Origin of the sequence: Binatus sp. (SeqCode) (assembly GCF_049584895.1) — a bacterium.
Lineage (GTDB): Bacteria > Desulfobacterota > Binatia > Binatales > Binataceae > Binatus.
In genome coordinates, this window is sequence record NZ_JBAUYR010000145.1 from 1 (window position 1) to 20,376 (window position 20,376).

The 20,376-nt window shown below is 58.2% G+C and carries 20 protein-coding genes and 2 pseudogenes; 9 read left to right on the forward strand and 13 right to left on the reverse strand.

The window, feature by feature from the left end; all coding sequences use genetic code 11:
* The 6 genes and pseudogenes from WB650_RS23575 to WB650_RS23600 all read right to left on the reverse strand — a co-directional run.
* Positions 1-453: pseudogene (locus WB650_RS23575) on the reverse strand (aminoglycoside phosphotransferase family protein); the annotation flags it as partial.
* Positions 454-903: 450 nt separating this feature from the next.
* Positions 904-1,143 carry a hypothetical protein gene (locus WB650_RS23580; protein WP_422307371.1) on the reverse strand — a complete coding sequence of 80 codons (240 nt, stop codon included), beginning with the start codon at positions 1,141-1,143 and terminating at the stop codon, positions 904-906.
* A gap of 216 nt (positions 1,144-1,359) precedes the next feature.
* Complete coding sequence (locus tag WB650_RS23585; protein ID WP_422307369.1) at positions 1,360-2,223, reverse strand: fumarylacetoacetate hydrolase family protein; 864 nt, start codon at positions 2,221-2,223, stop codon at positions 1,360-1,362.
* Between the two features lie 13 nt (positions 2,224-2,236).
* Entirely contained in the window at positions 2,237-3,157 is a 921-nt protein-coding gene (locus WB650_RS23590; RefSeq protein ID WP_422307367.1) for a VOC family protein, read from the reverse strand.
* A gap of 87 nt (positions 3,158-3,244) precedes the next feature.
* Complete coding sequence (locus WB650_RS23595) at positions 3,245-3,730, reverse strand: pyridoxamine 5'-phosphate oxidase family protein (RefSeq protein WP_422307365.1); 486 nt, start codon at positions 3,728-3,730, stop codon at positions 3,245-3,247.
* 62 nt (positions 3,731-3,792) lie between these two features.
* Positions 3,793-4,494, reverse strand: coding sequence for a GntR family transcriptional regulator (locus tag WB650_RS23600; protein ID WP_422307363.1), 702 nt, complete (start codon positions 4,492-4,494; stop codon positions 3,793-3,795).
* A 107-nt stretch (positions 4,495-4,601) separates the two neighbouring features.
* Between WB650_RS23600 and WB650_RS23605 the strand changes: the two genes are divergently transcribed.
* Entirely contained in the window at positions 4,602-5,402 is an 801-nt protein-coding gene (locus tag WB650_RS23605) for an SDR family NAD(P)-dependent oxidoreductase (protein WP_422307361.1), read from the forward strand.
* Positions 5,403-5,667: 265 nt separating this feature from the next.
* Positions 5,668-6,918: a cytochrome P450 gene (locus tag WB650_RS23610; RefSeq protein ID WP_423962275.1), complete on the forward strand. Its 1,251-nt coding sequence runs from the start codon at positions 5,668-5,670 to the stop codon at positions 6,916-6,918.
* A gap of 330 nt (positions 6,919-7,248) precedes the next feature.
* Here WB650_RS23610 and WB650_RS23615 read toward each other — a convergent pair whose 3' ends face one another.
* Both WB650_RS23615 and WB650_RS23620 read right to left on the reverse strand, forming a co-directional pair.
* Positions 7,249-7,641 carry a hypothetical protein gene (locus WB650_RS23615; RefSeq protein ID WP_422307357.1) on the reverse strand — a complete coding sequence of 131 codons (393 nt, stop codon included), beginning with the start codon at positions 7,639-7,641 and terminating at the stop codon, positions 7,249-7,251.
* A 65-nt stretch (positions 7,642-7,706) separates the two neighbouring features.
* Positions 7,707-8,249, reverse strand: a complete 543-nt coding sequence (locus WB650_RS23620) for a Spy/CpxP family protein refolding chaperone (protein ID WP_422307355.1) — start codon at positions 8,247-8,249, stop codon at positions 7,707-7,709.
* Positions 8,250-8,636: 387 nt separating this feature from the next.
* On the opposite strand from WB650_RS23620, the gene WB650_RS23625 reads away from it, so the two are divergent.
* A complete protein-coding gene (locus WB650_RS23625; RefSeq protein WP_422307353.1) occupies positions 8,637-9,029 on the forward strand; it encodes a CBS domain-containing protein in 393 nt (130 codons plus the stop codon).
* Between the two features lie 18 nt (positions 9,030-9,047).
* Here the strand turns inward: WB650_RS23625 and WB650_RS23630 are convergent, their stop codons facing one another.
* From WB650_RS23630 to WB650_RS23640, 3 genes are read right to left on the reverse strand one after another with little or no spacing between them, the layout of a single operon-like run.
* Positions 9,048-9,467, reverse strand: coding sequence for a c-type cytochrome (locus WB650_RS23630; protein WP_422307351.1), 420 nt, complete (start codon positions 9,465-9,467; stop codon positions 9,048-9,050).
* Between the two features lie 3 nt (positions 9,468-9,470).
* On the reverse strand, positions 9,471-9,893 hold the full coding sequence (locus WB650_RS23635) for a CBS domain-containing protein (RefSeq protein WP_422307349.1): 423 nt from the start codon (positions 9,891-9,893) through the stop codon (positions 9,471-9,473).
* Positions 9,894-9,915: 22 nt separating this feature from the next.
* Complete coding sequence (locus WB650_RS23640) at positions 9,916-11,226, reverse strand: acetyl-CoA hydrolase/transferase family protein (RefSeq protein WP_422307347.1); 1,311 nt, start codon at positions 11,224-11,226, stop codon at positions 9,916-9,918.
* 265 nt (positions 11,227-11,491) lie between these two features.
* Here WB650_RS23640 and WB650_RS23645 point away from each other — a divergent pair, with 265 nt between their 5' ends.
* Both WB650_RS23645 and WB650_RS23650 read left to right on the forward strand, forming a co-directional pair.
* Positions 11,492-11,968: a TraR/DksA family transcriptional regulator gene (locus WB650_RS23645; RefSeq protein WP_423962279.1), complete on the forward strand. Its 477-nt coding sequence runs from the start codon at positions 11,492-11,494 to the stop codon at positions 11,966-11,968.
* 27 nt (positions 11,969-11,995) lie between these two features.
* Complete coding sequence (locus tag WB650_RS23650; protein WP_422307343.1) at positions 11,996-12,454, forward strand: universal stress protein; 459 nt, start codon at positions 11,996-11,998, stop codon at positions 12,452-12,454.
* Here WB650_RS23650 and WB650_RS23655 read toward each other — a convergent pair.
* Positions 12,451-12,651: pseudogene (locus WB650_RS23655) on the reverse strand (universal stress protein); the annotation flags it as partial. The gene WB650_RS23650 and the pseudogene WB650_RS23655 sit on opposite strands and share 4 nt — an antisense overlap.
* Before the next feature lie 87 nt (positions 12,652-12,738).
* Here WB650_RS23655 and WB650_RS23660 point away from each other — a divergent pair.
* Positions 12,739-14,025 (forward strand): glycosyltransferase, encoded by a 1,287-nt coding sequence (locus WB650_RS23660; RefSeq protein ID WP_423962281.1) that lies wholly within the window; start codon positions 12,739-12,741, stop codon positions 14,023-14,025.
* Between the two features lie 154 nt (positions 14,026-14,179).
* Here the strand turns inward: WB650_RS23660 and WB650_RS23665 are convergent, their stop codons facing one another.
* Positions 14,180-15,673 carry a sigma 54-interacting transcriptional regulator gene (locus tag WB650_RS23665; RefSeq protein ID WP_422306434.1) on the reverse strand — a complete coding sequence of 498 codons (1,494 nt, stop codon included), beginning with the start codon at positions 15,671-15,673 and terminating at the stop codon, positions 14,180-14,182.
* Between the two features lie 204 nt (positions 15,674-15,877).
* On the opposite strand from WB650_RS23665, the gene WB650_RS23670 reads away from it, so the two are divergent.
* From WB650_RS23670 to WB650_RS23680, 3 genes are all read left to right on the forward strand, one after another.
* Positions 15,878-16,819, forward strand: a complete 942-nt coding sequence (locus WB650_RS23670) for a hemerythrin domain-containing protein (RefSeq protein WP_422306436.1) — start codon at positions 15,878-15,880, stop codon at positions 16,817-16,819.
* A 154-nt stretch (positions 16,820-16,973) separates the two neighbouring features.
* Positions 16,974-18,176: an efflux RND transporter periplasmic adaptor subunit gene (locus tag WB650_RS23675; protein WP_422306438.1), complete on the forward strand. Its 1,203-nt coding sequence runs from the start codon at positions 16,974-16,976 to the stop codon at positions 18,174-18,176.
* 8 nt (positions 18,177-18,184) lie between these two features.
* The gene (locus WB650_RS23680; RefSeq protein WP_423962284.1) at positions 18,185-20,329 is read left to right on the forward strand and encodes an ABC transporter permease; all 2,145 of its coding nucleotides are present in this window, start codon (positions 18,185-18,187) and stop codon (positions 20,327-20,329) included.
* The last annotated feature ends 47 nt before the right edge of the window (positions 20,330-20,376 follow it).

Here is a 20,376-nt window from a genome sequence, read left to right on the forward strand (position 1 = left end):
CGGCCACTTGCAGAACTGGGCCGCCCTGGTCGCAATCAGATCGTTGAAAAGGTGTACTGAACGTCCAGACTTGCGGTCCCATGCAGAGTGATAGCAGGTGGGCGCTTCAATATTCAGTTCAGGACGGATTTGGCGATAGAAGCGCGCTTCACCCGCGGCGGAGAGGCCGGTCGCAAGCCGGGTGAGAACAGTCGGGGTTGTCTTGCAGAACAGATTTTCCGGCAACCCGGCATTTCTACCCTCTTCGTTGTATGAGGCCCTGAGCTGCCTGCGAACGCTCGAGCCCTGATCGCCTCCGCAAATTTCCACCGTGACCACCCGCGCGCCCCTGACATCGCCACACAGAACAGCGGTGAGCCAGTCAGGCGTTATCGCTTCCGCACACCAAGGGACGTCGTCGATGGTTTTGGCGATCGGGCGAGTGATGTAGTCCCAGATCGTGTGAACAGCCATCCTGCCTCGGGCTCTGAAGTGGACGCCGGTCGAGCGCGAATCCTGAGTCATTTACCTATACCCGCGTCGTAGGAAAATTCTCTTGCGATAAGGGAAACATTCAGACGGCAGCCGACTCAACCGAAGCGCTTGGATAGAAATCGATTAGTAAGACCTTATACTGGTCTGACCAAAATATTATCAAGCCAACTGAGAGCGCCGGTGGAAAAATCCCTCACAGAGCGGCCGGGTAGTCCGGCCGCGCCCGGAGCAGAAATCCGGCAGTAGAAGGTGTCTGGGGCGAATTGTTAATTTTCAAGCAAAATCAACAATTCGCCATCCGCCGGGCGCGCCAAGGAAATCATCACGAGTGGAGGTTCGTCTGAGGCGAGCGCGTCAGCTGCCGTCGAACTGATTCGGTGACCAAGGAAACCGGAAAGCGAGAGGAGTCGTCAAGCGAGTGGAACGCGCCTACCTTTGCGCGGACATGTAGACCGTAATACGGAGCACGTTAAACATGACTCTCCCGTCCGACTGGCCGTAAGCCACCATAAGTTCCTTCAGATCGTCGGGTGCTGCTTCGAGCCAAGCCGCTATATCCGCGTCTAACGCGCAGGCAAGTTCGCCGTCACTGAATACTTTCTGCTCTCGGTCGTAAGTTTTCATCGGTGCCGAGGCTGCGTTCGCATACAGTTTCTTGATCAGATCCATTTCCGTGTCCCTCGGTTTCATTTTTGTCGGAGGTCAGCTTCAGGTTACGCGGGGCTGGCCAGCCTTACTCGTAGTCGGTATCTCCCACGCGCGTCCGATATTTTTAGCTGAAGCTATGACGCGAGCGGGCAGGAATGGCGGTCGTCGACCCCCCAACCAAGGCCAGCAAGATTGCCTAACGCTGCGCACCCGTAGCAGTCGCGCGCAGCGTTGTCCTTAGGCGAGCGTCTCGGGACGCGTGATAGCTTCAATCGCGCCGATGCGATCGATTTCGACGCGTACCCTGTCACCCGGCTTGAGCAGCCGCGGCGGGTTCATGGCCATGCCGACTCCGCCGGGAGTGCCGGTGAAAATCACGTCCCCGGGCTCCAGCATCATCGCGCGGCTCAGGAGCTCGATTTGATCGAAGACGTTGAAGATCAGATTCCTGGTGTTGGAGTTCTGGCGCTGCTCGCCGTTGACGAAGCATCGGATCCCGAGTGCATGCGGATCGCCGAGTTCATCGGAAGTGACGATCCAGGGACCGATCGGCGCGTGGGTGTCGAACGACTTGCCGAGCGCCCATTGCGAGGTCCTCAGCTGCCAATCGCGGACCGAGACGTCGTTGCCCGCGCAGTACCCGAACACCACCTCGGCGGCGCGTGCTTTGGTCACGTGCTTGCAGCGCTGGCCGATGATCACGACCAACTCGGCTTCGTAATCGGTCGCCTCCGAGGCGAGCGGAAGCTGAATCGGATCGAAAGGCCCGTTGATTGCAGTTACCGCTTTGGTGAACCAGATTTGATGCGGCGGCGTCTTCTGCCCGGATTCCTGGACGTGGTCGGCATAGTTAAGCCCGATCGCCATTATTTTCCCCGGCCGCGAAACCGGCGCGATCAGATGAACGTCGGCTAAGGCCGCGTCCGCCGGCGCATCGGCCACCAGCTCAGACACCGCCGCGCGCACCTCGGACCACATGTTGATTAGACCTATCATGTCGTCGGACAACGACGGCCAGCGTTTGCACAAATCGATCACACCGTCGCCCTTCACGACTCCCAGCTTTGTGCCGCGACGATCCGTATATCTGACCAGCTTCATCGGTGATCTCCTTTCAGCCCATCGTGGGCGGTGCCGGCGGTCCCCATTGCGTGCCCATCAATTCCTGGACCGTCGCGACTCGCGAGCCCCAGGCAGTATCGAGCAGGTCGCCGTCGGTCCAATGTTCGACGGTATGGCCCCACGGGTCACGCCAGTAGTCGAAAATCTGGCTGCCCAGGACATGGCGGCCGACGCCCCATTCATGATGCCGTCCCTTCTCGCGAAGCCAGTCGTTCCCGCACATCAGGTCGTCGAAATCCGCGAGCTCGAACGCGGCATGATTAAACTTCGGCTTTCCGGCGCCGACCAGAAATAAGGTGTGATGATCGCTCGGAATTGCGCCACGATCGCAGCGCAGAAACGCGCCCAACGCTTTCCCACCGCCCAAGTCTATCTCGTCGGACGTGATCAGCCCGAGGCGCGATTTGTACCATGCCTCCGACTCGCGGAAGTCTTTCACATTGAGCACGCAGTGGCCGAGCCGCTTCACGTGCGATGGCGCATGCGGAAGGCGCTTCAGCGTGTTTTGGCGCGGCGTTTCGTACGCATCGTTGGCCAGCACCGCACGCCGAACCTCGATTCGATCGGCGGGCGCGCGACCGGCGACGACTTCGACCCTGAAGCCGTTCGGATCATTCAATCTGATCACCGCGCCACCGCCGGGTCCATCAAGCTTGCCAATCGAGGCATTCTCCGACTTCGCGAGCGCTTCCAAATCCAAAATCGAAGCCGCCTCGAACGCCACGGCCACGAATCCGGGGTCGCCCCGATGGGTCACGTGCAGAAATTGATCCGGATCAAAGCCGCGCATGTAGACCGCTTCTGCGCTGCGCTCGGCGCGCGCCATCCCGAAGTCAGTCAAAAAACTTTCCATCGTGTCCAGGTCGGGCGCGCTGAATCTCACGAAGGCAAGATCCTGAACCTTGATTCCCATATAAGTTCCTTTTTGTACGGCAAAATCGATGCGACCGCCGCGATCTTGTTCAGAGCCGCGAAAGTGGGACGAGTTTGTGCGACCCGATCATTTCCACGGCAGGCGTAGGCCAAGACTATGCGTGAGACCTTCGATATCCTTGGCCGAATATACATGCCGAGGCGGCGTCTCGAATGTTTCATACGGACGAAGGCGCAACACCACCCGCTTCTCAGCGATCACACCTTGTCGAACTTGTCCACGTACCGACTCAGGCATCGGCTGGCCCGCCATCACACCGGCAATTCTCATCGCCAGATCCGTCGCGGCCTCGACATCAGTCTCCACCGACGCGTCGCAATACACCTGCAAGTACGTCGCTGGCCACTTTTCGTCCAGGACGCAAAGCGAGACCTTGGGATTTCTCCGGACCGCCTTCGCCTTTCCGCGCTCAGTCATCGTCGAGACCAAAAGGTCGTCCCCGTCCATCACGTAGTAGACGATCGTCATCGATGGACCATCGTGCTTGCGACCATACCCAAACACGCAGGTGCGATGCGCGCGGACAAATTCGCGTCGTTCCTCTGCCGTCATGGCGTGTTCACCTCAATGCCTTTGCGCCCGCATTTCCGGGTGCCAAATGCGATATGACTTTCTCACTTCGCCTGGTTCAAAAGATCGGTCCGGCGAGTTTCCTCGCGCGCTTCAAAGACGGCGCGTGCCGTAACCAAGGCTTCCTGTAGATGAGCGACGAGCACGCTCGCCGCTCGCTCGACATCGCCCGCGAGCGTCGCCTCGAGCAGCTGCTCGTGTTCGGCTATCGACTCGCTGACGCGCTGTGAGTAGCGAGCGTTCAGGATTAGATAACGTTGCGAATGATCTGCCAGCAGGCTGGTCAGCCGCCGCAACCACAGCGATTCGCAACGCGCCAGCAGCGCCCCGTGGAAAGCGCGGTGCGCCTCCAATATCAAGCGATCGTCAGAAGTAGGAACAGCGGTGAGGATCTCCACGAACCGTTTGTGGGCCGCGGCAACCTCGGCACGGTGCGCGTCATCGCTCTGCTCCAACGAGCGCCGTAGTGCCCAAGGCTCAAGCAGCAAGCGCAACTCGTAGATTTCCTCAACCTCGGCCAGCGAGGTAGGCGCCACGCGGGCGCCGCGCTGTGAGCTCAGCTCCACCAACCCTAAGCCTTCCAACCGCTGAAACGCCTCACGCAGTGGCGTAGGGCTGAGCGCCCAGCGCTGGGCCAGGTCGGCAGCCACCAGTCGCGCGCCAGGCGGCAATTCGCCACTGACGATGGCGTGCTTGAGTCGTTTATAAACCCAATCGGAACGCGTCTCGGGTGCAGCCTCTATCATGGTGGATTAATATGGCACGAAGCCGCTTGATTCACAATATTAAATAGAATATTTCCTGTTGATTCTACGCAGGAAAATATCTAAGGAAGTTACGGAGAAATCCCAAAATGAATCTGAACCTGACAGGAAAATCGGTGCTCGTTACGGGTGCCAGCAAAGGAATCGGTCACGCGATTGCAGCTGCTTTTGCCGCAGAGGGCGCGCAGGTCGCGATGACCGCGCGCGGCGCCGAGGAATTGAATCGCGCGGCGGAGGACATTCGCAAAGCGGGAGGAAAGACGCTCGCTATCGCCGGCGACGTTACGAAAGAGGCCGATCTCAAACGTATCGTCGAGGAAACCGTCGCGCGCTTCGGCACCTTACACGTGCTGATCAACAACGCCGGCGGCGCTAAAGGCTTCAATGCCTTCGAGGAAGCGAGCGATCAGGAATGGCAGGAGACCTTCGACCTCAATCTGTTCTCGGTGGTTCGCCTGACGCGCGCGGTCTTGCCGATCATGCGCAAGCAGAAATGGGGGCGCATCATCAACATTTCGAGCGAGTCGGGAACGCAACCGGACGCGCAGATGTCGCCCTACAACGCCTCAAAAGCCGCGCTCAACAGTCTCACCAAGAGTCTTTCCAAGGCGGTGGCACTCGATGGAATTCTGGTGAATACGGTCTCACCCGCGTTCATCGAAACGCCGCTCATCACGAACGCGATGGAAGCGCAGGCGAAGGCTCGCGGCATCACCCCGGCGGAAGCTTTGAAGGGGTTCATGAGCACCTTCCGGCCGCATATTGAGCTGAAGCGTGCCGGCCGCCCTGAAGAGGTCGCCGGAATCGTGGTATTCCTTGCTTCCGACCAGGCATCGTTCATAACGGGAAGCAATTTCCGCGTCGACGGCGGCTCGGTTGCGAGTGTTTGACCGATATGAGTAATCGCGACAACCCGATCGTAGCGATAATCGGCGCGGGCGAGATGGGGGCGGCCGTCGGCCGCCGTCTGATGCTGACGATCGCGGCGCGATGATCTATCGTGGGGCAGCACGGCTATACGAGCGAATTGCCGCCGAGCGCATGAGTGCTGAGGACACGGACAGCGTTCGCGCGATCGCCGCTTTCGCTGCATCAATAGACCGCGACAGGTAGAGCACCACCGAAATTCCCAATAAGAGCGGCTGAGACTGACTTATGTCTGATTCAGAAAACACGCCGGTAACGATCTTTACCGATCCGAACGCATACGCGGACTTGCAGGCCTGGCACAGTGTCGCGGCGCGGCTGCGAAAAGAAGACCCGGTCTGTAGAATCGAGGCTCCACGGTTCGAGCCGTTTTGGGCGGTCACCAGGCATGCCGATGTGATCGAGATCGAGCGGCAAAACGACAAGTTCCATAATACGATCGCGTCTGTCCTCCAGACGCACGATCAAACCGCCCAGATGCGGCAGTTGGGCCCGATGTTGAAGACGCTGATCAACATGGACGGGCAGGAGCATCGAAACTACCGTGCAGTTACCAACGACTGGTTTAAACCTAACAATCTGAAACGGAACTTCCAGCCGAGAATTGCGGAGCTTGCCCGCAAATACGTTGATCGAATGGTCGAGTTAGGCGGCGAATGCGATTTTGCAATGGACGTGGCCCGCTTCTACCCGCTGCAGGTCATCATGAGCATCCTCGGCGTGCCGGAATCAGATGAACTGAAGATGCTTGACCTGACGCAGAAGTTATTCGGCGCCGATGATCCCGACTTCGCCGGCGGACCTGACCGGCGGACGGCGGCGCTGGCCGCGGTTATGGACTTCATTTCGTACTTCAGAGACATGACTGCGGATCGCCGCGCTCATCCGAGCGGCGATTTGGCGTCGACGATTGCGAACGGTACGATCGACGGCAAGCCGCTCGAAGACCTGCACACATTTAGCTACTACGTACTCGTGGCAACGGCGGGACACGACACCACGTCCAGTACTCTGGCAGGAGGACTCGAAGAACTGATTCGCAATCCGGATCAGATAAAGCTGCTCCAGCAGAACCCGGATTTGATCGATAACGCGGTGGAAGAGATGATCCGATGGGTCACTCCGGTGCGCCATTTCATGCGCTTTGCGCAAGAGGACTACACGCTGCGCGGCAGGAAGATTAAGGCAGGCGACGGCCTGCTGATGTCATATCTCTCCGCCAATCGCGATGAAGAAGTGTTTGAACAGCCATTTCGCTTCGATGTCCAGCGCAAGAACGTGGAAGACCATCTTGCGTTCGGAGTTGGTGTTCATTTTTGCCTTGGAGCGACTCTCGCGCGGATGGAATTGCGCACCTTCTTCCGCGAACTGTTACCCAGACTTGAACAAATCGAATTGACGGGGACGACCCAATACACTGCGGCGACCTTCGTAGGAGCACCGAAGCGGATTCCAATCCGGTACAAGCTGCGAAAATAATCTCTGCTTAGTGGTTTACAAGTAAGGCGGAAATCCGGGTTAAACGACGCTCCATTCAAAAGGCAGCTTCGGCGCAGAGCGCTGCCCATCTGGAAGTCGGCAGTCCTACCATGATCTGGTAGGCTTCATGGCGGCTCATATTGATGCCTGCTGTCAGCCGAAGCTCTTGAGTGCGCTGAAACTACGAGAGCTACTCTCGGACTTGTGCCACCGACGGTGCAGACAGCCGGGCATTAAACCCAAAACTTGCGTCACAAGATTGCGCTGATTCCGCGCGGTTCCCATTCTCGCGCAAGAAGATTCTCTATTGCGGTCGAGCCGGTCGCGCGCTTAGAGCCCGAAGAAGAGGCTGACGCCAGGCGCCGGAGGGGGAGCGCAGCCGTAGTCGTAGTCCGGACCGTCGTAACCCGGCCCGTAGCACGGCGCGGGAACCGGGGCATAGACGTAGGGTTCCGGCGCCACGTAGTAGTCGGGTCCCGGTATGTAATAACCGCCGCCCCAATGGCCCCCTCCTCCGTGGTAGCCGCCGTCTCCATGGTAGCCTCCGTCCCCATGGTAGCCGCCTCCTCCATGGCCATCTCCTCCATGGCCATCTCCTCCATGGCCACCGCCGCCATGGCCGCCTCCGCCATGATCCGCGGCGCGAGCCAAACCGGCCGAGACACTACCAATCAGGAGAGCAAAAGCGAGAGCCGTCGCGATCCTGCCTATCTTGGAGCGCAATGCTTTTCTCCGCTTGGACAATATTTCCATGGTGACCCTCCATCGCCGGAGTGACTCCCGGTTGACTAATTTTCTTTGACCGCTTTTGCTGCGGACGTCCGTGCACGGCCGCGGAACATGGAGTCGGCGATCTTCTTCTGCGCATCCGACAGGCTGTTGTAGAGCGCCTCAAAGGCCGGAATGAATTTCTTCATTCCATCTGCATGGGCCTGGATCACTTCCGCGTAGGATTTCACGACGTCGACTGCGTTCATCGACTGGACGTCAGCAGCCCGTTTTTTTTGCAGGTCCACCATCGCCTGCGCGTTTTCGCGCATCACCTCGGCGAGGGCGTCCCATTGAGTCTTCTGAGCATCGGTGATGTGGAGCCTTTTGTGCAGGTCCTTGATACGCGCCTCAACCCCTGAGTTTGCGGCAGGTCCCGGCGCAGGCGCAGGCATCGCCTCGGGCGAAGCGGCCTGCGCAACTTGCTCCGCCGGCGCCCCGGTCGCAGCTGCCGCGGAAAGGTTGCCAGTAGCCGCTGAACAAGGGCCGGCAAGAACGATAGCACCGAGAAGAGTGGCCGCCGCAGTAACAGTGCATGCTGTTATGTGCCTGAACTGGATCATGATTGGTACCCCTGGATGGTTACGATTGCTCAAGGATGCCGAAGCACCCACGCTCGAACGGAAAACCTAACCAAATGTCTAATAGTCTGCAATTCGAAACAGTCAAGAGCTGTTCTTTAGAGAACGAAACCCCGAATCCATAAAGCGCGGAGGTTGCCCGATTGATTTCGTGCCTAGTTCGTTGAAAGCGCTGGCTCTCGCTATTCGCTTCTCGGAATTTCGTATTGAACAGCACACAAGCGGCGATCTGCATCCGATCGCGCCACTCAGAAAGGTTGATGGAGCTAAATGGCACCCCTCAATGCGAGGGCCTTCTTCCTGAAGGTCACAAAGTTAGTGGCAAGCGATTTGCAAACTCAGCAACTGAGGCTTTTGGAGGACAAACAGATGCAGATCGTCAATGTGATGACTTCGGACCCGATTACGATTGATCAGCACGACACGCTGTCGAAGGCGAAGACCATCATGGACGAGGGTCGCTTCAGGCGTCTTCCTGTGATGGAAGATGGGCGCCTCGTCGGCATTGTGACTGAACGCGACCTGCGCGAATTCACCGGCTACCTGAAATCGATACGGGTGAACGCGGCGATGCGCACGGCGCTCATCACGATCACGCCATACAACACGGTGGAAGACGCAGCCTGCCTCATGTTGAAGCACAAGATCGGTGGAATGCCGATTGTCGCGGATGGCCAGCTGGTCGGCATCGTAACTAGTAGCGACTTGCTGAAGGCGTTTCTGAACGTTGTCAAGGCAACTGGCGAGATCATGCAGAGATAAATCCAGGCGCACGAAACTTCACTTCCGCTGCAGGGTCTCCACGTATAGCGCCATCGCCTCGATTCTCTTCTTCACCGAAGCATTACTTTCGGGTGTGAACTCCTGGCCTGGCTTCTGAAGGGTGGTTCCGAGGAAAGGCATCTGAAGCCGCTCATGCGACGGGATATTCTTGCGGCCATCGATTATCTCCACGACCTCATCGATGGGAAATTTCCCGCCATTCTTGATCGCGAGCTGAGTGAGGTCGGGCGGTGGCGGATTCATCGGGATGACCTGCGTTGATTGGCCGTTTCCCTTGCCATCCGAACCATGACAATCGGCGCAGTAAGTGTCGTAGTCCTGTTTTCCCGACTGAGCTGCAGCGGGTGGGACGGTAACCGCGGGCATCATGACCACCAATAGGAATGCGGTCGCGCCGCGCCGAAATCCAGTGAGCATCGGTTACGGCTCTCCGCGCGCGATCAGAGCGACAAAATCTCCCTCGGTCAGGATGCCGACCAGGCGTCCGTTCTCGACCACCGGAAGACAACCAATCTTGCGCTCCGTAAGGAGTTTCGCGGCCTCGACCAGGGGAGCATCTGGTTTGATCGTGACCACATCGGTGGCCATCACATCTTTGACCGCGAGGGTGTCGAGAATCTTGCGCTGAGCGTGCCTGCCATAGCCAAGCGCCTGCGCGAGCGCGTCGCGAAAAAGATCGCGCTGGGTCACGATACCGACGAGAGTCTGATCATCGTCGTCGAGCACGGGCAAATGACGCACCCGGCCCAGGCGCATGATGTCGTCGGCCAGCGTCAGCTTGTCGTTGCGCTTGAGGGTGGTCGGATCGGCCGTCATCGCCTCGCGAACCTTCAGTTCTTTCATACTCGCTTTCTCCATTGTCATCTTACAGATAACCCAACTGCCGCGCGCCGAAACGAAGTTCCTCGCGAAATTTTGGATGAGCTATTTCAATCAGAGCCTCGGCTCTTTGCGCCGTCGATTTTCCGGTGAGACAAGCAACGCCATATTCGGTGACAACATACTGGGTATCGGTTCTTGGATCGGTGGTAGGGCCTTCGACCTTTGGCACGATGCGGGAGATAGCACCATCACTCGCGGTCGAGTACGCGGCAAGAATCGACTTGCCGCCCTTCGATAGCTGGGCGCCGCGCATGAAATCCAACTGGCCGCCAGGCGCGCTGTACTGCTTGCCCATTATCGCTTCGGAGTTCACCTCGCCGTCGAGGCCGACCTCGAGAAACGCGCTTATGGACACTACAAGATCATTCTGTCCGATGACGCTCGGGTCGTTCACGTAATCGACGGCGCGGGCTTCCATGCTCGAGTTGTCGTTTAGAAATTCGTAGAAAGGTTCGTCACCCGCCGCGAGAGTGTACACGTTTTTGTACCGGTTCAGATTCTTGTGCCTGTTCGTGACCGCGCCGGACTGAATCAGCGCTACCAGCGACGGCATCATGAGTTCGGTGTGGATACCCAGGTCCTTGTGATCGTGCAGCGCAGCGCACACTGCGTTGGGCACGCCGCCGATTCCTACCTGGAGGCAAGCCCGGTCAGGAACCATCTCGACGATGTGCTTGCTGATCAACTTGTCCAACGGAGTCAGCGGCCGATTGGGTAGGGAAAACAAGGGACTTTCATTCTCGACAATCGCCGCGACTTCCGAGATATGCACCGAGGAATCGCCGAACGCGCGTGGCATCCTGGGATTGACCTCGACGATCAATTTCTTTGCGATGCGCGCGGTCGGGATCGTGTAGTCGGAGTTGGTGCCGCAACTGAAGAATCCACCCTTGTCCATCGGCGCGACCATCATGATAAACGCGTCTATCCCTATTTCGCGCAACGTACGCGGCATCGCGCTGAAGTTCCCCGGCATATAGAAGACAACGCGGCGATTATCTTGTTGGCCCAGCTCGAAGAGCCGCCGTTCAACGATCGTCGGAAAGAACGGATGCGGTTTGATAACGTCCAGGTATTCATATTTCAGAATCGTGAAGGCGGCGGCCGCGACCGAGTGCGAGTAGTAAAGGCGAAGCTCCTTAATCTTGCCGGTTTTCACTCGACTCTCGAGCGCGGTCAACAAAGCAGGAGGTTCGCTGACCGCCATGCCCATTGAGAGGGTGCCGCGCGAAGGGACTAACTCGACCGCGTCCGCGGGCGCCATCAACTTTGACTTGTATTCTGTTTCGTACATGTCGAGTCCATCGTTCAGAGCGCAAAAGCTGAAGGCCTATAGCGGCTTCCGTGCCACACCAAAACGCGAGCTTTGAACGTCCCAGGTTGGCTGCCTGAGCATCGAGTGCAGCGTTAGGTGACGGTGGTATCGAGGCGATGTATCCGATCGCGCCACACCTTCGGCGCTAAACAGGTTCCTCGCCCCGATTTGCGATTCAATTTGCTGGTCCGCGAATTGCTCTGTCTTACTTCGAACGCTTAGCAAAGCGGTTCGCGGAGGCTCTATGAAAGCCATAAGGGAAGCGAAAACCAGGATGCCACGAACAACCTCAAACGATCCGTCGGGAGAGAATCTGGTCGGTATACTCGACAAGGCGCGCGAGGCGGCATTAGACCGGATACGCGTTCTCCGCGAGCAAGAGGGAACGGACGCAGTCGCAATTCCGGGCGACGGGTTGGACGTGGCCCACTCGCTTGAAGAGGTTGAGATGGACGCGGGGCTAATCGAACGATGCGAAGCCAGATTGCTGGCAATAGATGACGCGTTCAGCCGCCTCAAAGGCGGCCGTTATGGAATCTGCGAGAAATGTAAGCAGGAGATCCCGATTCGGCGCCTGAAAGCAATCCCGTTCGCCGCGTATTGCATCGACTGCCAGCGGAAGCGGAACGAGCGACGACCTCCCGGTGAGGGCGATATCGACGAGCCATCACGAAATGTCTGGACACCGCCTGAGGAGATGGATGAGGCCGCGGACGACTAGCACTGCGCGGCGAAAAAGGAGGCTGCGATGATTCAACTATTTCGGAAGGTTCTGTGCCCGATCGATTTTTCGGAGCACTCGTTGGCGGCGCTCGACGTCGCATTGAAAGTGGCGCAGCAGAATGACGCGAAGCTCTACCTGTTGAACGTCGCACCTATGCCGGCCGGCGCGGCAGGATTCCAGCCGGTGCCTCTGGATCCTTACCCCTACCTCGAAAAAGAGAGACAGGAGCAACTGGTCAAGCTCGCGCGCGAAAAGATTCCTGGCTCGGTGCGCTACGAAACACTAGTTGTGAACGGCGATCCAGCAAAGCAGGTGCTCGGTATCGCGCGCAGTATCGAAGCCGACATGATCGTGATGGGCACGCACGGCCGCAAGGGATTGGGGCACCTGGTCCTGGGCAGCGTCGCCGAGCGGGTCGTGCGAGAATCACCGATGCCGGTTCTTACGGCGCATTCAAAGGTGCAGGTCCGAAAAGCTGCTTAATGTTCAGCGTGCCTGGGATGAATCGTCAGGACTGGGACCGGAGATTCGCGAACGACGCGCTCCGCAACGCTTCCTAGAAGAAAGTGCTTTACTCCGGTGCGGCCGTGCGTCCCCATCACAATCAGGTCGATTTTTTGTTCGGCGGCCAGATTGAGAATTTCCGGCGCCGCGTTCCCGCTTGCGACAAATACCTTTGGATGATCCTCCTGGGGCTGTCCTCAGCTTTGATACTGTAACGGTGGCTCGAGGGCCAGATTTTACGAGGTAGTGTTCATGGGCGGACAGTGGGACGGAAATTGAACATATCTTTGCTGACCATCGGCGCTATGGGCGACACGCAACCCTTTGTCTCGCTCGCAGTGCGGTTAAAACAACGCGGGCATACCGTCAAACTTGCGGCGCGGCCAGACTTCGCCCCCCTCGCAGCCTCATACGATGTTGAGTTCTCTCCGCTGGGAAACCCTTACAAGTCGCTGCTAAGGAATGAAGAGGTAGCGACGGCGATTGGGTCGGGGAACATGCTCAAGATGATCATAAAGCAAGCCTCGGACTCAAAACAAAGAAAGGCTTTCTTCGATCGGCTCGATACTGATGCGATGCGAGCGGTCGAAGGCGCCGAGGCAATTATCTACAAAAGCAGCTGGATTCCTTTCTACAGCATCGCGGAGAAACTCGGCGTTCCCTCTGCCTCCGCGATGTTCATGCCGCTCACCCGGACCCGTTCCTTTCCCAGCTTTCTCATCGGTGGAGGCAAGAATCGCGGCAGGATGATCGATTCGTTGCTTTGGCGAATCACAGAGCAATTCATCTGGCAGGTGTCGCGGAATTTTGACAACAAGATGCGCAATGAACTCCTGGACCTTCCACGATTGCCATTTTGGGGACCGTCCGCCCGCCGCTTGGAACGGACTCCGCTCTTTTACGCCTATAGTCCTATCGTGCTGCCTCGTCCCACGGATTGGCCGGCCAGTATTCACGTGACAGGGTTCTGGTTCTCCGACCCACCGTCAGGCTGGACGCCTCCATCTGACCTGGTCGCCTTTTTGGAGAACGGACCGCCGCCCGTCTACGTCGGCTTTGGCAGCATGCCAAGCGGCAGCGCCGAGGACACCCTGAAGTTGATCCTGAAGGCATTGGAGTTGTCACATCAGCGCGGCATCTTGCTTTCCGGCTGGGCTGGTATCGGAGAGGAACGCAAGCTGCCGGAATATGCTTTCGGAGTGCAGAGCGTTCCGCACAGTTGGCTGTTCCCACGCTTGAGCGCGGTCGTTCACCACGGGGGCGCGGGCACTACAGGGGCAGGGCTTCGGGCAGGAGTTCCTTCGGTAGTCACACCATTCGTAGCGGACCAGCCAAACTGGGCGAGGAGGATTGAGGAGATGGGTGTCGGGCCGCGCGCAATCCCATTTAGAGAACTTACGGCTGAGCTCCTCGCAGATGACATTCGTCAGGCCATATCAGACACTGCTATGCGGCAACGCGCCTCTGACATCGGCAGGCGTATTTCCTCTGAGGATGGAGTTGGAACGGCTATAGATCTGTTCGAGAGATTCGTCGAGCAGGGGTCATAGTTGCCCTACTTAGAAGCGGCGCTAGATGACTCTTATCACGCCGCCGCCTTCTTCACTGCCTCCCGCTCGTAAACGAGGACAAGAGTTCGATTCGGTTCTCGAGCGGTCCCACCAGCGCTTCCGACGCCAAGGGCAGCTTGCTCGATAAGTAGGCTTACAGTCCGTACTTTTCGATTTTCGCGTAAAGCTTCTTGCGCGAGATTCTAAGCAGAGCAGCGGCTTGCACCTTGTTGCCGTCGGTACTCTTGAGTGCACGTGCGATCAGTTCGCGCTCTGCGTCGGCAAAGGTGCCAATCGACTGCTCAGGTTCTCGCGCGAGGGTCTGCGGGAGCGGATGCTTACCAGGCCGATTCCCTGATAGGCCGGCGGGAAGGTCGTGAAGCGGGATCATTGGCGAGCGGCCGAAGGTAAATGCAGCCTCGATACAGTTTGAAAGTTCGCGAACATTGCCGGGCCAGGGATATTCCACCATTGCCGTGAGTGCGTCTTCTTCGATACCCCGCACCGGAATACGCGGCTGGAGCTTCTCGTTGAAGTACTCGATGAAGTGTTCGACCAACAGCGGGATATCCTCGGAGCGCTCTCGAAGGGGTGGCACACTAAGAACGCCTGCCTGCAATCGGTAATAGAGATCCTGGCGCAGGTTGCCGCTGCGAACCGCTGCCTCGGGATCGCGGTTGGTCGACGCTATAAGACGCACGTCTACTGCAGTCTCTTTGGTCGATCCCACCGGTCGAACGCTTCGTTCCTGTACTGCGCGCAGCAGTTTACTCTGCGTCTCCGGCGCCATCTCGGTAACTTCGTCGAGAAACAGCGTGCCACCTTCGGCCGCCCGGAAGAGTCCCAGGTAGTCGGCATTCGCACCGCTGAACGCGCCCTTCCTGTACCCAAACAATTCGCTCTCAATGAGGTCCTTCGGAATCGCGGCGCAGTTGAGGGCCACGAACGGGGCCATCGGCACGGCGCCGCATTCGTGAATAGCACGCGCTATGAGTTCCTTCCCGGTTCCGCTTTCGCCGACAATCAGGATCGTGCCGCGCGTCCCTGCTGCGGCTTCGATCCGGTCGTAAAGCCGGCGCATCGCGGAACTGGAGCCAACCAGGCCGTGAAAGATGCTGCGGTTCTCGCGCGCAAGCAATGTTGCTTGTCGCTCGAGCGCCTGGATGCGCGCGCCCGCGCTTGCTGATGCGGACCGGAAGTAGGCGTCCGCCAGCAGAATCATGCGAATGTGACTCAGCTTGTCGAAGGCCGTGTAGATCTCGAGCGGAGGCTGCGGGTCCTTGGGGAAGGCTGTGTAGGCGCTTTCCTCGTAGAGATGGAGAGACGCGACGATTTCCGCAAACGGCACGTTGCGCTCGCAAAGAAGCTCACCGGTTCGGATCGTATCGATCGCGTAGCGATCCATGTCACCTTCGAGCAAATCCTTCGTGTTCCGCGACAACGCATTATAGAAGAGATCGCGAAACTCCGGCTCCGACAGACTCCGCCGGTCGCCAAAATGGAGAACGTAGAGCCGATACCAGTGGTCGATAACCTCCGCCAAGTGCTCCAGCACCAAGCCGAGAACCGGACGGAGCGCTTCGAGTTCTTCATCCCAAAGGAGGTGGTAATGGCGCGGAGCTCCTTCAGGCCCTCGAGGATGATTCATTTGGCCCTTTTCCGCTGTATCCGATGGAGACATCTTTGAGAAATTGCTTCCTTTTGCTCACGCCAATGCGGTCTGAAAGGGGCCGCAGCCTTGGCACATTTGCTGCTCCGTTATCAACCAGAACCGTCGAAACAATATCACGTTTGTTCCTGAACGAAACAGAATCGATAGAAAGTGAACACTTATTTGAAAGAAACGCGGCTGATGCCCAGAGCACTGCTCCTCTCCGATGACGAGGAGTTGGTGAATTTCGTTCGGGGGGTCGTCCAGCGTCCGTGGGGGCTGGTTCGACAAAGAGCCGACAAATTCATGACTCGCGAGATTCTCGCTCAGCCAAATCTGCGGCTCGCCATACTCGACGATCAAGCGGTCGATGAGAATGACCGTGGACGATTGCTCGCACAAATTCGTAAACACTTCTCGGGCGTTCCCTTGCTTTACGTCGCCGGCAGTCCAAACGAGGGCAACGAGAAACGCGCGCGCGCAAACGGCGCTCACTACTACGTATCGAAGCCATTGTCGTTCGATCGATTCGGGCAGGTGCTGGAATCATTTTTACAAGCGCAACAAGTGAGTGGACGAGTCGCGCCTTTAGAAGTCAGAAAGTCAAATATGAAAGCAAAAGAATCGAGCAGCGAAATCCCAGCACCGACCGACGCTGGAATCCGTCGTCTTTGGCTGGAACTGAATCGCGAAGATTCCAGGCTGAGATCACGCCTGCTCGACGCGGCGCTCGCAGGGCTGCGCCTTGAACGCAATCCGGAATCTCGCGAACTAAGACGAGATGCAGCTGAGCTTTGGGCGACGATCGAGCCGATCCTGTCCCATCACCTCGACACCGAAGACAAGGAGCTACTTCCATGGTTGGAGCAGCATGGCAGTCTTCCGCCGGAAGCGGGGCGAAAGGTCAGTGCATACCATGACCGACTTCGAACTCTGATTGGCGCCATGGATAAGGCCGGCGCGGAGAGTCTCACCGAGGTGCAGGCCCGCGAGGTAGGACGAGCGTTGAGCGGAATCGCGGTCAGCCTGGATGATGCGATCGATGACGAAGAGCGTCGTCTCTTCCCGACGATTCGAAGAGCGCTCTTCGGGATCGACCACCGTACGGATCGGATGCGAAACTACCCTTTGCTTCCACGCTAAGCCCACGGGGAGGAGTGCGGATTCTTGGTTCGAGCGGACTCACGATCCGCGAGCACGCTTCGGAGGTGGTGCGATCGGATACAGTTTTTCGTGAGACCAATCGCCCTAAGTCCTGGATTTTATTTGGCATAACGAATGCAGAACTCTACTGCATATGAAGGTGCAGCAAATCAAAAGACTATGGCCGTTTGCCGCCGCGATACTAATAGTTGCCGGCGGTGCGTTCTGGTGGATGGCCGGTAGCGTTCGGGCTCCTCGATACGTCACAGCACAGGTGGGTCGCGGTTCGGTTGTCCGTTCGGTTACAGCGACCGGCACGGTCAATCCTGTGATCGTAGTGCAAGTAGGTACCTACGACTCGGGTCCAATTATCGGCATCTATGCGGATTTCAACTCGCCAGTCAAAGCAGGGCAACTGATCGCGAAAATCGATCCCCGCCCCTTCACTGTCAAAGTGCATGAGGCTCAGGCCGCGCTCGGCAATTCCCAATCACAACTCGCCAAAGACCAGGCGGACCGGGCCTACAAAAAGCTGCTGTTCGACCGTGACAGCAAGCTGATGGCGGAAAACATTATCTCGCAAGACACCCTCGACAATGCGCGCAGTTCATATCAACAAGCAGCATCTCAAGTCGCGCTTGACGGCTCGATGGTCAAACAGCAGAAGGCCAACCTCGAGGAAGCGCAAGTCAATCTCGACTATACCAACATCATCTCGCCGGTTGACGGCACCGTGGTCTCGCGCAATGTCGACGTCGGTCAGACAGTCGCTGCCAGCTTTCAGACGCCGACGCTTTTCCTGATCGCCAAGGACCTGACGCAGATGCAGGTCGATACCAACGTGAGCGAATCTGATATCGGCGATCTGCGCGACGGACAAATTGCGGACTTCGGCGTTGACGCATTCCCGGACCGTGTGTTCGAGGGGACCGTAGGGCAGGTACGCCAGGTCCCGATCAGTATCCAGAACGTCACGACCTACGACGTCGTCGTGAATGTACCCAATCCTGAATTCCTCCTGAAGCCCGGTATGACCGCAAATGTGACAATCATTTCTGCACGCAGGGACAATGTGCTTCGCATTCCAATTCAAGCGATACAGTTCTCGCCGACGTTCGCGAAGGGCAAGTCCGCAAATCCTTTAACTGCGCGCGAAAAGCAAGTCTGGATCGCGGATGGGAGTGCAATCAAGCCAGTATCCATCGTGACCGGACTCGACGATGGCCACTATGTCGAGGTCATGAGCGGCGGGCTCAAGCAGGGCGATCTGGTCGTAACCGCGGAGTTGCGTTCAGGAGATACGAGTCCCACGGCATCGCTGGCGGGTTCATCATCTCCACTGCGGCTCGCGCATTGAACATAACGATGTCGGCGGTTATCCAGATCGAAGGACTGAACAAGACCTACCGCATGGGTGAGGTCGAAGTGCAGGCTCTGCGGAACGTCTCGCTTAGCGTCGAGCGCGGCGAATTCCTCGCAATCATGGGTGCGTCGGGTTCGGGCAAGTCGACCCTGATGAACATCATCGGATGCCTCGATCGTCCCACCGGTGGCCGTTACCTGCTCGAAGGCATCCATGTCGCCTCGCTCAAAGAAGAACAGTTGGCAGCGATTCGCAGCAGTCGAATTGGCTTCGTTTTCCAAACCTTCAACCTGCTAGCGCGAACCACCGCGATCGAGAACGTCGAGCTACCGCTCTTTTACTCGGAGCGCAACCTCCATGGCGAGCAACGCGCCGGAGAACTGCTCGAAATGCTCGGGCTCAAAGGTCGCGAGAACAACAATCCGAATCAGCTCTCCGGCGGCCAGCAACAACGCGTTGCCATAGCGCGCTCGCTAATCAACCGTCCTGCGATCCTGCTGGCCGACGAGCCCACCGGAAATCTGGACTCGAAGAACTCCGCCGAGATCATGGAGATCATCAGCCGGCTTAACCGCGAACAGGGGATAACTGTCCTGGTAGTGACACACGACGCGGACGTTGCCGCCTACACCGATCGGGTGGTGACATTCCGCGACGGCGCGATTCTGTCGGACGTTCGAACACGCGCCCCAGCCAAGGCCGAAACCCTCGCCGCAATGAGTGGGTCTCTCGAGCAGGCGGCGAACGGCAACGGCCTAAACCGCACGCGCAAATTCGGCACGATGGCGCTGAGTGCCGCGGCACGAGCGCTCAGGCGCAACAAGACCCGCGCCGCGCTGACCATGCTCGGCATCTTCATAGGAGTCGCCGCGGTGATCGCGATGGTGGCGGTGGGCAATGGCGCGCGATATTCGGTGCAGCAGCAGATCCAAAGCCTCGGCACCAATCTGCTGGTGGTGCTGCCCGGTGCGACGACCGCCAACGGTGTTCGTGCGGGGGCGGGCAGTATCTCGACTCTGACCGTCGCGGATGGCGAGGCAATTCAGAAAGAAGTCCTTGGCGCTGCCGCCGTCAGCTACGCTGACCACCAGGTGGCACAGGTCGTATACGCGCATCAGAACTGGAGCACCAGCATCGCTGGCACCACTCCGATCTACCTGACGATTCGCGACTGGCCGGTGGTCGATGGGCGCAACTTTACGGACGAGGAAGAGCGCAGCGCCGCGCCCGTGTGCTTGCTCGGACGTACAGTCGTTAACAATCTGTACGGTCCGGGTGAGGATCCGGTCGGCACTGTAGTCCGGGTGAAAAATTTTCCACTGCGCGTTGTCGGGGTCCTCGGCGTCAAAGGGCAATCCAGCTTCGGCACAGACCAGGACGATGTGGTCCTCCTTCCTTTCAACACCGCGGAGCGAAAGGTGCTGGGTACTTCGCAAGTAACGGAGAGCGTCCCTCCGAGCTCTACTGGATCGAGCAATCCCGTTCTCAACCCTTATATTGGTGTACCAAGCACCACCGCCACCAATCCGATCTATGCAGCAAGTATCACAATGATCAGCCCATTCAGCGGGTCGTCAAAGATCTCAGGAGTGGTAAATCTGATCTTCATCACGGCTCGCAGCGCCCAGGAAGTCGATTCGGTGCAAACGCAGGTCCAGCAATTGTTGCATCGGCGTCATCGCATCGGTCCTCGTGAAGACGACGACTTTACCGTCCGCAGCCTCAGCGAAATCGCACAAGCCTCGGAAAGTGCCAGCGCGGTGATGACATTGCTGCTGGCTGCGGTAGCTTCGATCTCGCTGCTGGTCGGCGGGATCGGAATCATGAACATCATGCTGGTATCGGTTACTGAGCGAACGCGAGAGATCGGAATCCGGATGGCGGTCGGCGCGCGGCGTGTGCAGATACTTTTTCAGTTCCTGGTCGAGTCCGCGCTACTCAGCATCGTGGGAGGACTCGCGGGTGTCGCGCTGGGAATAGTTGCGTCCAAGATACTGTCCGCGCTGGCGTCCTGGCCTACCCTGATTTCGCCGGTCGCAGTCTTCGGCGGGTTTGCCTTCGCGGCGGCGGTCGGGCTGTTCTTCGGATGGTATCCGGCGCGCAAGGCGTCGAGACTCGATCCTATCGAAGCGCTCCGCTATGAGTGACTGCGTGTGCTGAAGCACTCGGATCAACGCGAGATCCACGCGCGATC

Coding starts and splice junctions, on each gene's coding strand:
- WB650_RS23580 (WP_422307371.1), bottom strand. CDS start 1,143: ATGGATCTGATCAAGAAACTGTATGCGAACGCAGCCTCGGCACCGATG.
- WB650_RS23585 (WP_422307369.1), bottom strand. CDS start 2,223: ATGAAGCTGGTCAGATATACGGATCGTCGCGGCACAAAGCTGGGAGTC.
- WB650_RS23590 (WP_422307367.1), bottom strand. CDS start 3,157: ATGGGAATCAAGGTTCAGGATCTTGCCTTCGTGAGATTCAGCGCGCCC.
- WB650_RS23595 (WP_422307365.1), bottom strand. CDS start 3,730: ATGACGGCAGAGGAACGACGCGAATTTGTCCGCGCGCATCGCACCTGC.
- WB650_RS23600 (WP_422307363.1), bottom strand. CDS start 4,494: ATGATAGAGGCTGCACCCGAGACGCGTTCCGATTGGGTTTATAAACGA.
- WB650_RS23605 (WP_422307361.1), top strand. CDS start 4,602: ATGAATCTGAACCTGACAGGAAAATCGGTGCTCGTTACGGGTGCCAGC.
- WB650_RS23610 (WP_423962275.1), top strand. CDS start 5,668: ATGTCTGATTCAGAAAACACGCCGGTAACGATCTTTACCGATCCGAAC.
- WB650_RS23620 (WP_422307355.1), bottom strand. CDS start 8,249: ATGATCCAGTTCAGGCACATAACAGCATGCACTGTTACTGCGGCGGCC.
- WB650_RS23625 (WP_422307353.1), top strand. CDS start 8,637: ATGCAGATCGTCAATGTGATGACTTCGGACCCGATTACGATTGATCAG.
- WB650_RS23630 (WP_422307351.1), bottom strand. CDS start 9,467: ATGCTCACTGGATTTCGGCGCGGCGCGACCGCATTCCTATTGGTGGTC.
- WB650_RS23635 (WP_422307349.1), bottom strand. CDS start 9,893: ATGAAAGAACTGAAGGTTCGCGAGGCGATGACGGCCGATCCGACCACC.
- WB650_RS23640 (WP_422307347.1), bottom strand. CDS start 11,226: ATGTACGAAACAGAATACAAGTCAAAGTTGATGGCGCCCGCGGACGCG.
- WB650_RS23645 (WP_423962279.1), top strand. CDS start 11,492: ATGAAAGCCATAAGGGAAGCGAAAACCAGGATGCCACGAACAACCTCA.
- WB650_RS23650 (WP_422307343.1), top strand. CDS start 11,996: ATGATTCAACTATTTCGGAAGGTTCTGTGCCCGATCGATTTTTCGGAG.
- WB650_RS23665 (WP_422306434.1), bottom strand. CDS start 15,673: ATGAATCATCCTCGAGGGCCTGAAGGAGCTCCGCGCCATTACCACCTC.
- WB650_RS23670 (WP_422306436.1), top strand. CDS start 15,878: ATGCCCAGAGCACTGCTCCTCTCCGATGACGAGGAGTTGGTGAATTTC.
- WB650_RS23675 (WP_422306438.1), top strand. CDS start 16,974: ATGAAGGTGCAGCAAATCAAAAGACTATGGCCGTTTGCCGCCGCGATA.
- WB650_RS23680 (WP_423962284.1), top strand. CDS start 18,185: ATGTCGGCGGTTATCCAGATCGAAGGACTGAACAAGACCTACCGCATG.